This is a genomic window from Cohnella sp., assembly GCF_041641335.1.
Taxonomy (GTDB): Bacteria; Bacillota; Bacilli; order Paenibacillales; family Paenibacillaceae; genus Cohnella.
In genome coordinates, this window is record NZ_JBEPYQ010000050.1 from 20,206 (window position 1) to 34,527 (window position 14,322).

General features: G+C 55.1%; 11 protein-coding genes. All 11 read right to left on the reverse strand.

What is annotated here, in order from left to right:
- Nucleotides 1-35: 35 nt before the first annotated feature.
- Nucleotides 36-539: a CYTH domain-containing protein gene (locus ACESLM_RS16900; RefSeq protein WP_372632759.1), complete on the reverse strand. Its 504-nt coding sequence runs from the start codon at nt 537-539 to the stop codon at nt 36-38.
- A 224-nt stretch (nt 540-763) separates the two neighbouring features.
- Nucleotides 764-916, reverse strand: coding sequence for a DUF1540 domain-containing protein (locus ACESLM_RS16905; RefSeq protein WP_094050876.1), 153 nt, complete (start codon nt 914-916; stop codon nt 764-766).
- A 287-nt stretch (nt 917-1,203) separates the two neighbouring features.
- Nucleotides 1,204-1,467 (reverse strand): barstar family protein, encoded by a 264-nt coding sequence (locus ACESLM_RS16910; RefSeq protein WP_372632760.1) that lies wholly within the window; start codon nt 1,465-1,467, stop codon nt 1,204-1,206.
- Nucleotides 1,464-1,988 carry a ribonuclease domain-containing protein gene (locus tag ACESLM_RS16915; protein WP_372632761.1) on the reverse strand — a complete coding sequence of 175 codons (525 nt, stop codon included), beginning with the start codon at nt 1,986-1,988 and terminating at the stop codon, nt 1,464-1,466. The genes ACESLM_RS16910 and ACESLM_RS16915 overlap by 4 nt, the downstream gene beginning before the upstream one ends.
- Nucleotides 1,989-2,108: 120 nt before the next feature.
- The gene (locus ACESLM_RS16920) at nt 2,109-3,869 is read right to left on the reverse strand and encodes a type 1 glutamine amidotransferase family protein (RefSeq protein ID WP_372632762.1); all 1,761 of its coding nucleotides are present in this window, start codon (nt 3,867-3,869) and stop codon (nt 2,109-2,111) included.
- Between the two features lie 1,430 nt (nt 3,870-5,299).
- Entirely contained in the window at nt 5,300-6,898 is a 1,599-nt protein-coding gene (locus tag ACESLM_RS16925; protein WP_372632763.1) for a hypothetical protein, read from the reverse strand.
- 20 nt (nt 6,899-6,918) lie between these two features.
- Entirely contained in the window at nt 6,919-8,700 is a 1,782-nt protein-coding gene (locus ACESLM_RS16930; RefSeq protein WP_372632764.1) for a type 2 periplasmic-binding domain-containing protein, read from the reverse strand.
- Nucleotides 8,701-8,768: 68 nt separating this feature from the next.
- Nucleotides 8,769-9,674 carry a carbohydrate ABC transporter permease gene (locus ACESLM_RS16935; protein ID WP_372632765.1) on the reverse strand — a complete coding sequence of 302 codons (906 nt, stop codon included), beginning with the start codon at nt 9,672-9,674 and terminating at the stop codon, nt 8,769-8,771.
- 16 nt (nt 9,675-9,690) lie between these two features.
- Entirely contained in the window at nt 9,691-10,599 is a 909-nt protein-coding gene (locus ACESLM_RS16940) for an ABC transporter permease (protein ID WP_372632766.1), read from the reverse strand.
- Between the two features lie 211 nt (nt 10,600-10,810).
- Nucleotides 10,811-12,433: a response regulator gene (locus ACESLM_RS16945; protein WP_372632767.1), complete on the reverse strand. Its 1,623-nt coding sequence runs from the start codon at nt 12,431-12,433 to the stop codon at nt 10,811-10,813.
- A gap of 13 nt (nt 12,434-12,446) precedes the next feature.
- Nucleotides 12,447-14,072 (reverse strand): sensor histidine kinase, encoded by a 1,626-nt coding sequence (locus tag ACESLM_RS16950; RefSeq protein ID WP_372632768.1) that lies wholly within the window; start codon nt 14,070-14,072, stop codon nt 12,447-12,449.
- Nucleotides 14,073-14,322: the final 250 nt, after the last annotated feature.

Here is a 14,322-nt window from a genome sequence, read left to right on the forward strand (position 1 = left end):
CTATCCGACCGCGGACGGCTTTGCGCGTTCTTTTATTATTTCGCGATTCCTGCCTGGAGATTTCTCCATACCGTCTTGTTGCTGTACTGCTTCGTCGAGCTGATATCGGGACCGAACCAGCCCGGCGCCCGGAAGCTCTCGGCCTCTTCCTCCGATTCGAATTCGACCTCCAGCACTCTAAGCTCGACTTGGTCGTACGTATCGATCTCGACGGTCGTGCCGCTCCAATCGGCCGTCGTTCTTACCTTCGTCAACGGAATCGCTCCCGAAGCCCGAATGAGCTGCTCGTATAGGCTTTCCGAGATCGAATATTCGATCTCCTCGCGCACGAGGCCGTTGCCCCTCTTGAACGTATGCGTAAACTCGTGCTCTCCCGAAGCCAAGTCTTTGATCTTCCGGACTCTCAGCTCCTGGGTGTCGTCCATCGCGAGATAGGTTTGCTCGATTCGCTGCTCCTTGATCAGGACAAGCTCGCCCTCTCTTACGAGGGCGTCGGGGAACTCCGTCATCAGAAACTTTCTTTCGATTTCCTTGGCCATCTGCAAGTGCCTCCATTGCTGCAAGATACGTAATCCGTTCCGAATGTTCGCGCCGCTTCTTCCTTCCATTATAGCACATCCCTTAACGCGTTCCCTGAAAGAGCCTCCGAATCGGGAATCAGGCAGTTAGATAAAAAGCTTGATAATAATTATCATTATTGTTAAAATAAAAAGGCAAGAGAGCTCGGCAAAGCCCTCTCGCCTTAAAGCAGGATGAACAACGATTATTTCACTTCGAAGGTGACGCAATCCGTTTCCGCAGAGCGATCCGCTTCTTTGACGCTGTTGCTTACGATCTTGATCGAAGCGGCGTTGCAGCGATTCTGTTCTGCCCAGAACCGGCAGGAATTCACTTCGCAAAGCACGTCTTTAGCCATGGAGATTCACCTCCTTGTTTAAGTTAAACGACCGTGCGCATCGAAGCCGATTTCGAACAAGGTGACGCTTGTCCGAAACGAATTCGCCCCTAATCTCTAACCGTAGAGAGTAGGGTTATTTTGCGTTTAAGCCATTATATATCCCAATATTAACAAAACGGAGCTTAAGAGGCAACTAGAGTCTGCGCCGGAAGACGCGCCGCCTCCCGCGCGGAGCGCCCGCTCGTCATTCGCATCCGATGTCGTCCGACATCACGAATCCCGGACGCGGCCGACATTGCGGTTCCTCAGACATACTCGAAGTGAACGTCGTCGTACTCCTCAGCGGCCTCCTGAAACACGTCCAGAATGGCGGAGTAGCGCCCTCCCTCTTCGGAGTCGGCCACCCATCGGATCTCGACTGGCCGCGGCAGGTATCCGGTTACGCAATCCCATAACGCGTCCAGGTTGCGGCCGTAGGTCTCGGGCAGCTCCAACTCCCGCTTTAACCATTCGTGCACATCTTCATGTCGATCCGCCTCAGACTGTCTCAGTTCTATCACTGTGCTCATCCCGGCGGCGGGCCTCCTTCCGTAATATCGGTAAACGACCGATAATGATCGGTCGTCATATAGATCAATCCGTCACTCGAGAATACGATCCGATCCGCGCCTCTCGGTCCGCCTTCATAGTTGATATCCGCTTCGTACCAGATCCGGTTTTTCACCTTGGGCAGCAGCCCCTCCCGATTGCCGAAGCGATCGCCTCCGATGCTCTTGCCCGGCGCCACCTTGCCCAGGTTGCCCTCGGAGGGTATCCACCCCAGCTGTTCCGCTTCCTTCTTCGTTATAAAATTGTCCGGAAGCGTTCCATGACTTCGGATGTAATCGGCGACTTCCTTAAAACCGGTGAGCGGAGCTTGCCGGGAAATGTCTTGCGCCCCGGGAGCCTCTGCCGAATGAGACGCGATTCCTTGCGGCGAATCGACGCTGATCTGCCCGCAGCCCGCCAGCAGCACCGTGATCGCCGCCACGATCGCGGCCAGCATCGGAACCGCAAGTCGCCTCCACGCTTTCTTAATTCGTTCGCTCATCTTTTCTCCTTGTCTATGCCCCTCGAGCTATTTTCAGAAATCCGACCAGATCTCTGTTTCTATCATAGACGTAACTTTCATCGACGGAAAGATAAAACTATCGCGAGTCCGCTGCGAGGACTATTGCTTTTGCTGTAGAACCCCAAGAGACGTTGATCTTACCGTCAGTCGGGCTTGTCCTCCGATACCCGAGGGAATCACTCTCTTGCCATATATATTATCCAAGGTGTTGGCGACCTGAAGCTCGATTCGGTTCGTGCCGGGAACCATCCATGGCGTCACGTCCCAATGGTACGGAGGCCATAGTCGGACGCCGGCGTCCTGGCCGTTCACCCTGAGCCGAGCCGTCTCCCGGACTTCTTCAATCTCCAGTTCAACGGAGATCTCCTGGCCGCCGCTTTCTTCCGCCGCAGGCTCCGGCTGCCATTCGAAGGTTTGGCTATACACTCCCTTCCCCGACAGGTAAGGATATCCGCCATCCGTCCAGTAGCCCGAAAGACGAGCGACCGGGCCCGTCAGCGCTCCATCGTCCGTCACCGAGAAGTCGCCCGTCAGGAAAGCGGGAAAGGCAAAGTTGGGCATCGGTTCAAGCAGAGAGAAGATTAATATTTCAATCGTATTGTCGCCGCCTCGGAGCAGAGCGGAAATCTCCGCCCATTGATAGAACCGATCCTGCCATTGCGCCGGCTCAAGCGCGGGAAGCCGCTCCCCGTTCACGAATATCTCCACGCTGCGGCGGCGCGACAGAAATCCGATATGCGATTGGATCTCTTGCTTCAGGTCGTCAAGCACCAAATAGACGCCGCGCTTGCGTTCGCCTGGCTCTGTCTGCCCACGATCTATTCCCGCCTGCGCTTCGATCCATTCGTCCCGGACTTGAATCGTCTTCCGGAAGGCGTTGACCTGACCGGGCATTCGGACCGGCATTCTGGCCTGACGGTCGTTCATCGTCACCTCCCAGCAATCCAATATCAGCGCGTTGGCGTCCTCCGGCTCGAAGCTCCACTCCGGGGAAAGCTCGATCGTTCGCACGCGGCTCACCCGATATTCGGAAGCCGGCTCTTGCGACGCTTCCTCGAATGTCTGAGCCACGATTCGCAATTGCCCCGGAGCCAGCTCGAATTGCAGCAGCTCTTGTTCGCTCAGAGGGCGAATCCCCCCCGTTTCCAGCTCCCATTCCTGCAGCCCATCTCCGGATGGCGAACGATATTGAATCCGAACGGGGAGGGCCGACCAATTCAAAATCCACGTAAACAGCCGGTCTGCCATCCGCTTGCCCGTAATCACCACCTGCTCCGCGCTTGACGGGGGTACGATCCACGGCTTGCCCGGATCCCCGTCGTCGAGTCTACGGCGCAGCTCCTCGCATAATCCCGCAGCATCGTCGCCGCTAAGCTGCTCGGATGTCATAAAGAGCGTTCGACCGTCTCCGTACGAATGCCAGCCTCCCTCGCTGACGGTGTTCGGAAACAAGGAATCGATCTCCTTCGCCAGCTCGGGATCGTTCGCGACGAACGTACTGTGAACGGGAAGCTCCTCCAGGGCGATCAGCAGCCCTCCCGATCGGACGAAGGCCTTCAGCTTCCGTGCCGTATCCAGCCCCATGACTTTCATAGCCGGTATAATCACAACCGGATATTCGCCCTCGCAGTTCGGGAAAGTCAGTCCCGTCTCCGACGCCGTTCCGTCTTCGATCTGACATTCGTCAACATATTCGAAATCCAGCTGGTTGCGAATCAACCTGTCCGAGAGGAAGGAGAACAATTCGTCCGCATGCAGGCTCTTGAAGGCCTTTCCGTCCCGGAACATCTCCTGGTATACGGTGTGGATCGGCGACAACAGCAGGATTTTCGATACGGATTCGCCCAGGCTGCCGAGCATGCACAGTCGGCCGGTATAGTCGGCGAAGCTTCGATAATGATCCCAATGCGGAGCATGGTAGAACTCGGTTTGCGGGAAATCGGTTTTGCGGTACCCTTCGAACGAACGCCTCGCACACCACTCGCCGCTTGCCCTCCAGACGAGCGACGGAAGAAGCGCATTTCACGGACAGGATTCGGTAAGGATTCTCTTTCGTCCCTATCCCCTTTGTTAAGTAATCCACGCCCGGATAGTGGAATTGCTGCAGCACCCTCGTCTGGTTCCCTTGAGAGCGCGCCTGTCCCCAAAGCGGCTCCTCCAACGTATGGCCGATGTAGGCCAGCCCCCGCGTCTCGCACCATCGGCTCAGCGTGCCGTGATAAGCGTCGACGTACCATCGCGTCAATGCGCCGTAGTAATGCTCCCGCACGGTATGGCTGCTATCGTCAAGCTCGTAGAGAAGAGCGCCTAACAACGGACGAAGCGAATACCCTTCTTCCGCTTCGAACCTGGAGAGCATATCCCGCGTCCAGCCCAGAACGTATCCCGGCAAGTTATCGTTCAACGTTCGGACGGAAGTCCGGATGGCTTCCGTGCCGAAGAAGCCGTCATGAATCATCAAGCCCGGCTCGTCGGTGAAGACGCCCCGTATCGTGCGGCCGAAATGCTCCCGCAGTTCAAGAAACGGCTCGTAACCGACATTAACGAAGGCTTGCACCGCCTCGGGGTTCATCGTATCCAGATAGTATCCCGCTCCGAAGGTGACCTTCTCGGCAATCTCGCATTCCCAGCAAGCCAAGATCACATACTTCCCGGACTGAGGGGGCGCCCAGCCCTGCGACCGCAAGTGCGTAATCTCGTACGGCTCCTTCGCCAGAACGACTCGCTCGCCTTCCTCCCGAAGCACGCGGTAAGCGAGAATAGCGATCAGCTCGTTATTCTCCTCGTCCCGAAAATCGAGCTGTACCGTCTCTGCGCCCTCGTGCCGCCTCTCCTCCAGACGCAAATAGCGCATCCGATACTCCGGATGCCGCCTCGTCAGCTTTCCGCCGAAGGTGCCGCTTGGCCAATTGTCTTCATCGTACAGCCATACGACCATGTCCCGCTTCTTGCACTCCTCCGTGCAGAAGGCCAGCATATCCAAGTATTCTCGCGACATATACTCCGCGCTCTTGCCGTGCCTCGAATGGAGCACGACTCCGCCGATGCCTTGCCGTTTCATCTCCTCGAGCTGCCACTCCAGCTCTTCTTTCTTGTAATCGTGATTCAGGAACCAGAACGGCTGCGGCCTGTATTCCGGTGAAGGATCGGAGAACTCTCTTTTCAAGCCTTCGAACAAGCTCACGTTAACACTCCTTTCAGTATCCGCGCGACGGACATGGACGACCAAAGCGAACAACGAGACAGCCGGCTCGCTCGCACGTTCCGGTGTCTCGTGTCCTATTATTGTATCATCTGCTCAATCTCAACTTCAGTTCACTGCCAGCGGCGCGAAACTCGATCCCGTTTCCGACGCCTCGCTTCCCTTCGGTCAAGAGAACCGGCGGCCGCGCCCCCTCTGTTCCGATCCGGTACAAATGGCCATTGAACGCGTACGCGATGCCCTCCTGCTCCAGTTTCACCTCCGGCAGTTCGGGAGTATCGCCCCAGAGGAGACGGAGTCCCCAATCCAGCCAGTCGGCGGCAAAGCTCACGCCCTGCTCCGAGCAGCGAATATGAAGCGTATGCTCGTCTGCCAGATGAAGGCGCAGCGCGAGCTCGCCGTCCGTCGATTCGTCCGTGTCGATAGCTCTCACTGCGATCGGCAGCTCTCTCCCTTCATTGTCGAACGCGACCGGACGAATGCCGGCGGATACGCGCTCGTCGCTCCAACGGGCGCTGTCCACGACCGGGAGCGTGTCGTAATGGCTGTTCCGGTCCGGACATACGTCCTGCAAGTACCTCTCTTCATAGTTCTCGTCGAATAGATGAATGTCTCGAATCGAGAGCTCACCACCGTTATTCAACAGATTCATTCGATAAAACCGGTTATTGTACCATACGGATTGACGCCCTTCGTCCCGCCAATCCGAGAGTGCGCAGATGGATGCGGCCGGCGTGACCGGATACTGCCGCCTGAACCATCTGCCCGACTCCGCCAACGTCTGGACGGTCAGCGCCCCCTCCGCCTGCTTGGCGGCGAGCAATTCCACCTGGTCGATTAAGCCGTCCTTCATCAGCGCCCAACCGAACGAGTTTTCTTGTCCGACCTGAGCGTAGCCGAAGGACACTTGCTCGGAGCGGAAATTGACGTCGAAAAACCATCTGACCCACTTCGGTATGCCGCCTCCGCCTTCCTCGCCCGAATAGACCGGCTCTAGCGTAATGACGCTCTGTCCGTTTCCGCCGAGCTTGGCGTCGTATTGGTAGATCGGATCGCTGCCCAGCATGCGGAACACGGGAACCGGGATTTGGCCTTCCGCCGTCTGAGCGGGCATGAAGCCGTTCTTCCGACTGGGGTAGTAGGCTTGATTATAGTAGCCTCCCCATAGCGTATAGCCGTCCGTTCCCCACTGATCCTTGCAGTTGCAGGAAGCGACAATCTGGTATTTGTCCCACAAATATCCGAGCAAATGCGCGTCCAGGAACCAGGAGCCGACCGATTGCGGGTAATGACCGAACACTTGCCGGAAGTCCTCCATCAGCACATCCGCCATCCGTTCTCTCTCCCGCGGCGTATAGCCGACGGAGAAGGCGATATGGGCGTGCCAATCCCAGGCGAATCGGCCTCTCCACGGAATGCCGGCCTTCTCCGCCAAAGGCTGAACGACCTCAAACCATACGCCGATCTCCTGGGAAGCATTCGCTTCTCGATGAAGCAGATCGGTAAAGGCCGGTTGAATCAACGCGTCGTATTGAAGCAACCACGTCGCCCGCAAGCCATGCTTCTGTACCAGCGCCAACTGCTCCCTCACCGGCTCGAGCAGGTCGATCGGCTCTCTCGGCTCTACGCCGCGAATAAAATTGATGATATTGACATGATTCGGTGCGACCGTTGACGTTGAATTCAAGATTTCACGCTCCACTTCTGTTATTCACCGACGATCATCGGCTTATCGTTGTATACATTGCGAGGCAAAGTGCGTTTGACCGAAATTTCGATCTTGCCCGCCGGCGTATCGCTATAAGCCTTGAATTGCTCGTTGAACTCCTCGTTCGTCTCTTCGTCGTGGCCGCGAACCTTCATCTCGTTCAGGAACTGGTTGTAAGCCGTTTCGAAGTCCTGCTCGTTTTTGGCCACAAGCATCTTCGCATAGTACTGCAAACGGATATCGGCTTGCACCGGCGTATACTTCTCCACCTTGCCTCCGATAATCGGCTTAATCCGGTTGGCCTTAGGGATCAGACCGAACGTTCCTTGCTCGTGGTTCAGCTCCTCCGCCTGATAGAGCATGGCGTTGTAAGCGGGCCATGGCGATTCCATCGTCTTGATATGCGTGTTGCCGACGCTTGCGAAATTTTTCCACCACCAGAATCCGTGCTCCGTGACGTTGGCCATGCCGCCTGCGTCCCCTCCCCAGAATTGAGGGCCTCTGAACACTTCTTCGTTGACGACGACGGCGCCGTTCTCCATACGATAAGCGCCCATCTCTTCCATTCCGTACTCCATCAGGATAAAGGCTTCCTCCGTATGCATCCAATCGATCCCTTTCATCAGCCGATCCGGATCCTTCGCGTTCGCGCTGATTCCCGCTCCGTTGTTGCCGAACGGGTTAAAGTTCGCATATTGAGCCGGTTTGACGCCGGGCAGGGCCGGAAGCTTCGTGGGGAAAAACCAGCCGGCCGGGAAGCCCTGGGCTTCAAGCTCCTTGTACGAGATCGCTTCCGGAATCTTGTTGTTTCTAAGCAGCGTCAGGTTCGGATTGTCCCATCCTCCGGAGAGCATGGCGCCAAACCGCACATTATTCACTTTCTCCAGGAACAGATCCTTCTTCTGGAAGGCCGTTTCCTTATCCAATAGGACGTTCAAGTTCATACGATTCAGCCATTGGAACGCTTGTTTGAATCCGGGAAGCTTGTAATCCTGAATGACCGTGCCGTCGTCCTGCTCATTCCAGCCATTGCCGGAGCTGCTGACGCCGAACATCGACAGTACCACCTCGAGGCCCGCAAAATTCTCGCCGCCGAGCGACAAGGGAATGACGTCTCGTCCTTGTTCGTCTTTCATCCCCTTGATCGCGTTTAGATAGCTCTCAAAGCCTTCGAGCGTCTGCAAGTCTTCAAAGGTCATGCCGACTTTCTCCAGCAGCGTATTCTGAACCCACAGCCCCTGGGCATTGCCCTGCCAAGCGGAAGGTTCGTCTACCACCTGCTCGTACGCCGATGGCACGAAGTAAATATGACCGTCCGCCGCCCGCCAGTTATCGATGATCCGGTCGTCGATCTTGGCCAGATTCGGATATTCGGCTTCATTCTCGAAGTATTCGTCCAACGGAAGCAGCTTGTCTTCGTCTATCAGTCTCGACCAAATCAGGCTGTCGGAGGGCAGAATAATCGCATCCGGGAATTCGCTGGCCACCAGCTTCAGGTTGATTTGCTGAGTCAGGTCTCCCCCATTGCCGATCTCCACTTTATCCCAAGTAATCCCCGATCTCTTCATGACCTCCTGAGTGATCTGCCCTTCCAGATTGACAGGCGTCGTTAGAGCTGGCGCGTATAAAGAATATTTCGGCTGCTGAGCCGCCGCGCTCTCCTTCCCGCCCTCGCTTGCTGAAGGGGATACACCGTCTTTTCCGCTGCAGGCCGCAACCAGAGATGCCGTCAAGACCAATGACAATGTCGTTATCGCGCTCTTCTTAAACTTGATTCCCATACTGAATTTCCCCCTTATGTGATCGTTGGATCAACTATGAAAAGTTTCGAATTGCACGCCTGCCGGCGCTACTCCTTGACCGAGCCGATCAGCACGCCCTTGACGAAAAATCGCTGTACGAAAGGGTAGACGAATAGGATCGGCAATATCGTTATGACGGTGGTAGCCATGCGGACAGACTTGGAGGTGATCGCATCCGGATTGTACATGCTGGTTGAATTCGCATTGGCCAATTGGCTGGCGCTGATCATATTGCTCGCTTCAATGGTGCTCATAATTCGCTGCAAGTAAGTGGGAAGCGGCTGCAGGGACAGATCGTTCACAAAGAAGGCTCCCGTAAACCAATCGTTCCACTGTCCGACGGCGGTAAATAAACCGAGAGCCGCGAATAAGGGTACGGAAAACGGAAGTACGATGTGAAAATAAATTCTAGTATAGCCTGCCCCGTCCAGTTTAGCCGATTCTACCACGCTTTCGGGAATGTTGTTCTGAAAAGACGTCTTCATGACGAACATATTCCAGATGCTGAACATCCCCGGAACGACGTAAACCCAAAAGCTGTTGATCAGGCCTAAATTCATTAGCTGCAAATAATAAGGGATCAATCCGCCGTTGAACAGCATAATGAACAAGAATAAAAGCAATAGGAGCTTTCGTCCGGGCAATTCCTTCCTGGACAAGGCGTAAGCGACCATCGACGTGACCAGCAGCGAGCCGATCGTCCCGATTGCCGTACGCGCCACCGTGATCCAGAACGCGTTGATAATCGTATCGTCGGACAGGATGACCCGAAAGTTATCTAGCGTAACCGCTCTCGGCAGCCAGTAAATCCCGCCCAAGCTCGCGTCTCTTCCTTCGTTCAACGAAAGAATCAGAATGTACCACAAAGGGTAGGCGCACAGAAATGCAAAGAAGCTTAGAAACAATCCGTTGAATACGTTAAAAGTGCGATCCGCCAGCGTTAGCCGTCCCATTCGCTCACCCGCTTTCCTACCATATCCCTTCGCCCCCGATCCGTTTGGATATCGCGTTGCTGAGCAGAAGCAAGATGGTCGAGATCACGCTCATCACTAGTCCGATGGCCGTCGTTTGGGAATATTGGGCCTGCCCGATCCCGATTCTCAGCACATAGGTGTCGATGACTTCGGCTACGCCGATGTTGGCCGGATTGATCATCGCATAAATCTGGTCGATACCGACGCTCAACAAACTCGGAACCGTTAGAATGAGAACAATCGAGATGATAGGAACCAGGCTCGGAAGCGTAATATAGCGCATCTGGGCGAAGCGGCCGGCCCCGTCCATGACAGCGGCTTCATAAAGCACCGGATTAATGCCGGCGATCGCCGCCAAATATAAAATCGTCCCCCATCCGATTTCCTTCCACATACTGCTTAGAACGAAGATCGGACGGAACCACCCTTCCGATCCCATAAAGGCGATCGGTTCGACGCCGAAGGCTCTTAGCAGCGAGTTGGCCCCGCCGCCGTCAATCGACAGGAACGCATCGAGAAAACCGATAACGACGATCCATGAAATAAAGTGCGGCAAATAGCTGAACGACTGAACGAAGCGCTTGAATCGCATTGCTCGGACTTCATTGATAAGCAACGCAACTAGGATCGTCGTCGGGAAAACGAAGAGCAGCCGGAGCAGCGTTAACAAGAAGGTATTTCCCGTCGCTCTCCAGAAATCCGTGCTGGCCGCGAACTCTTCGAAGTTTTGCCAGCCTATCCAGGAGCTTCCCCAGATCCCGTCGCGAAAGCTGTAGTCCTTGAAAGCGATCTGCAGCCCAAGCATCGGAATGTAGTTGAATAGCACGATAAGCGCAATGCCCGGCAAAACAAAGGCGTAGAGCGGCAGCAAGCCTTTCCTTGCGATAGCATGGAGTGAAGTCACTTGCGGAGATTCCCCTTTCTTCAGCTGAATAAGTCTTGCCGACCGGTCATGATGCTGTGTCTATTCCGCGCGTGAGTCTCATTATAGGCAACGATAGAAGCGCTTACAATAATCGCAATGCACGATAAATTACGCTATGACGCTTTATTCACTCGGACTTGTCCCAAAAGAAAAGAAGCGGCGGGCCTTCTGCGCCCGCCGCTCCGATGAGTTAATCTTGCTGGGAGATTCCCAGGTACGTTCTATACTCTTTGGGACTCCATCCCGTCATACGCTTGAACAGATTCGTAAAATAACCGATGTTTTGGTAGCCGACGTTCTCCGCCACCTCATATAGCTTCAGCTGCGGCTGGCGCAGCAATTCCTTGGCTTTGTTCACCCGGATTTGAATGAGCTGGTCGGTGAAGGACACGCCCAGCTCGGACCGGAACAGCGCTCCCAAGTAATTGGGACTCAGGAAGACCGACTCGGCCACCGAGCGCAAGGACAGGTTCTCCGAATAATGCTTATGCATATAATCCAGCGCATTCTGGACGACGATCTGAGAGGGACTTTTTTTCTTGTCCGCAATGAAATCGCACAAGCCGGTGATGATTCGCACCGTCTCCTGCAGAAGCTCCGGCTCTTCCCTGCAGGCCAGAATCTGCTCCCACAGCTTCTTCTCCGGACCGATCCGGCGACCGACGTCGCCGATCTCCGCCGCGATGCGGTTGGCGCCGCTGGTCAGTTGGAGACATAAGCTTCTGAGCTGGGTCTCGTCGATCTGCAGGTTGCCGGCAATTCTGCGTACGATCTCCCCTAGCAGGCTCAGGCTGCTCTGGCTGTCTCCAGCCGCGAACACTTCGAAGAAATCGCCGATCAGCTCTTCCGCGCTCTTGTCGGGGCTCTGCCCGGTCTCTTGCAGATCGCGCCAACTGAAGGTTCGCTCGTCGTTGCCGAGAAGCCTCCGATTAACCGCTCTTTGCGCCAACAGGAAGCTTTTGCTCAATTGGCTCAACGTATCGACGATCGGGCCGGCTCCAAGGCTGATTTTGCAGCCCTCGATCCGGGCGGCTTCGCGGCCGAGGCAGTCAAGGAGGAGCTCCGTCTCGCGCTCGAAATCAGACTCTTCCTGCTGCTGCAGAAGAAGAACGATATTGCCGCGCTGCGTCGTCATCCTCTCCTCCAAAAAGGGACCGCACTGAAGCGAAGCCGTCTCCCCGAACGCTTGTCCGACTTGAGAAACCCGCTCCTCTCTCGAGCCGGAAGCGTCCGTGTCCGGCTCGATCACGACGACGAACACTCGCCGCAGGCCCTTCCGCGAGAACATCCCGAGCGCATCGGCCCGTGCCCGGATCGCCTCTTCCCCGATAATCAGCCCGTGCATCGCTTCTTGAAGCAACTGTTCGCGCGCGATCGGCTTGAAGGCGTCGAGCTGCTCCTTAATCCGTATATCCTCTCTCATCTTCGACAATTCCTGCCTCTCCGCTTCGCAGATCCGCTCCAGAATCGCCGACAATTCTTCAAACCTGATTGGCTTGACCAGGAACGCATCGACGCCAATGTCAAGCGCCGACTTGGCGTAATCGAACTCTTCGTAGCCGGTAACGACGATGACGCGCAGCCGGGGGTTTAGCTCTCTCATCCTGGCGGACAGCTCGAGCCCGCTGACTCCGTGCATTCGTATATCCGTGACGAGCAGGTCGGGAACGTCCTGCCCGGCCAGCTCGATCGCCGAACCCGCATCCTCCGCTTGTCCGGTGACGCGCATGTGATACCGCTTCCAATCCACATGTCTAATGATCGCGTTCCGCTGGCGTTCCTCGTCGTCTACGACAAACACTTTAAAATCCATGTCAGCTACCTCCTTAGGAATCACCCGGTGAAGCTTGAAGGGCGCCCGGCTGAAAAATTCGCAATTGAATCGAAGTGCCTTCTCCGGGAGCGCTGCGGATGCCGAACTCGAACGATTCGCCGTAGTGCCTCTTCAACCGTTCGCTTACGTTGTAGATCCCGAATCCCGCGCGTTGCTCCGCTTCGTTGGCGTTCATCATCAGCTCCTGCAATTTTTTTGGCGTCATCCCGCAACCGTTATCCGTGATTGTAATGCAAAGCATTTGATCGCGCAATCTCGCTTCGATGGTCAGCTTGCCTCGGCCCCCAGTATGAACAAACGCGTGCAAACATGCGTTCTCTACGAGGGGCTGCAGCGTAATTTTGACGATTTCGCAGGACAGGGCCTCTTCCTCGACATCGAAACGAGTCGTTAATCTGCCCGGGAATCTCGATTCGTGAATATCCAAGTAGGCGCGAACGTGCTCCAACTCATCCCGCAACGGCAGAAGATCAATTCCCCGGTTAAGCGCCAAGCGATAGAACGTGGCCAAAGCATCCACCGTACCGCTAATTTCGGAAGAGCCGACGTCCATGGCCATGCTTTTAACAAGCGCCAGCGTGTTATACAGAAAGTGAGGATTGATTTGCGCCTGCAGCAGCTTCAGCTTCTCGATCTCGGCTGCGCTCCTGGCTTCGGAGATGTCCTGAAGCGACCTCTCCAATCGGCTGGACATGTTGTTAAACTCTTCTTCGACGTCGGCCAATTCATCGTTTCCGTATACTTTGACGGTAAGTCCCATGTCTCCGTCCCGCACCCTTTTCATTCTTCGGATCAGAGAATTAAGACGGTTGGACACTTTAAGGCCGAAGCTGGTAAGCACGGAGAACGTCAACAAGACGAACACGATGCTGACGGCCAGCGCCGCATTTTGGATCGATCGCAGCTTCTGCCACAGCTCCTCCTGGCTGACGACCGTTATAATCTTCCACCCGAGTCGGTTCGTTTCGTATACGACCATGCTCTGCTTTCCGTTGACCTTCGTCGGATACCAACCTCTCAGCTCTTCATAGACCCGATTCCATTCCAGAACTTGCCCAATCGTATCGCCCGCCTGCCGGTCCATGAAATCGGTTAAGAGGTTCCCCTGCGCATCAGCGACCGTAATCCAGCCTTTCTTGAACTCCAACGGATTGGACAACTGATCGAACAGCGCCCGGTTCGTCACTTCCATGTGAATAATGCCGAATTTTTCGTTGGTCAAATAATCCACAAGCCATATGCTCAAATGCAGAGTAGGCTGACCGCTCTCCCCCCGTTTCTGGAAGTGCCAGTAAAACTGCCGACCGCCTTTTTCCATCGCGGGATACCAGATCTCCGACTCCGCCTTGTCCAGATTTAAGATCGTTCCGCCGTCCTCATGCAGGTTGGAATTGTTTTTATAGAATTGGATTTTCCTCATCGGAAAATACGCCCCGATCCGGTTGACGACCGAATTGATCTGCTGGATCGCCACGATTTCTTCTTGGAGAGAATGATACGGCTGGATCAGGGCTGTCGTTATTCTAGGATCAAGCGCGATCTGCATCAGAATGTTCTGGTAGCCGATCACCCGGTATTCGATGTTCTCATTCAGCTGGTAGGCAACCTTTTCTAGCATTTCTCGGCTTTCTTTTTGGGCCAGGGGCAAACTCGTGGAAAACAAATAATATCCGAAGACCAGAACCGGAAAAATCAGAAAAAGGATGACGATCACGATTAATTTGTGTAAAAGTCGAACTCTGCGCCAATATTTGAATATCATCCTATCGGCCTTAGCGGAACCCCTCGGCGGTTCCATCCTTTCGATCAGCATGCTTGCTGTTTTATCATAGTCCTAACTGTCTGCCACGGAAAGAGAAAAGATTCGC

Bases quoted from the DNA above. Each gene is read 5' to 3' on its own strand.
- ACESLM_RS16935 (WP_372632765.1), bottom strand. From the start codon at position 9,674: ATGGGACGGCTAACGCTGGCGGATCGCACTTTTAACGTATTCAACGGA.
- ACESLM_RS16930 (WP_372632764.1), bottom strand. From the start codon at position 8,700: ATGGGAATCAAGTTTAAGAAGAGCGCGATAACGACATTGTCATTGGTC.
- ACESLM_RS16900 (WP_372632759.1), bottom strand. From the start codon at position 539: ATGGCCAAGGAAATCGAAAGAAAGTTTCTGATGACGGAGTTCCCCGAC.
- ACESLM_RS16945 (WP_372632767.1), bottom strand. From the start codon at position 12,433: ATGGATTTTAAAGTGTTTGTCGTAGACGACGAGGAACGCCAGCGGAAC.
- ACESLM_RS16920 (WP_372632762.1), bottom strand. From the start codon at position 3,869: ATGCTCGGCAGCCTGGGCGAATCCGTATCGAAAATCCTGCTGTTGTCG.
- ACESLM_RS16915 (WP_372632761.1), bottom strand. From the start codon at position 1,988: ATGAGCGAACGAATTAAGAAAGCGTGGAGGCGACTTGCGGTTCCGATG.
- ACESLM_RS16950 (WP_372632768.1), bottom strand. From the start codon at position 14,072: ATGCTAGAAAAGGTTGCCTACCAGCTGAATGAGAACATCGAATACCGG.
- ACESLM_RS16905 (WP_094050876.1), bottom strand. From the start codon at position 916: ATGGCTAAAGACGTGCTTTGCGAAGTGAATTCCTGCCGGTTCTGGGCA.
- ACESLM_RS16910 (WP_372632760.1), bottom strand. From the start codon at position 1,467: ATGAGCACAGTGATAGAACTGAGACAGTCTGAGGCGGATCGACATGAA.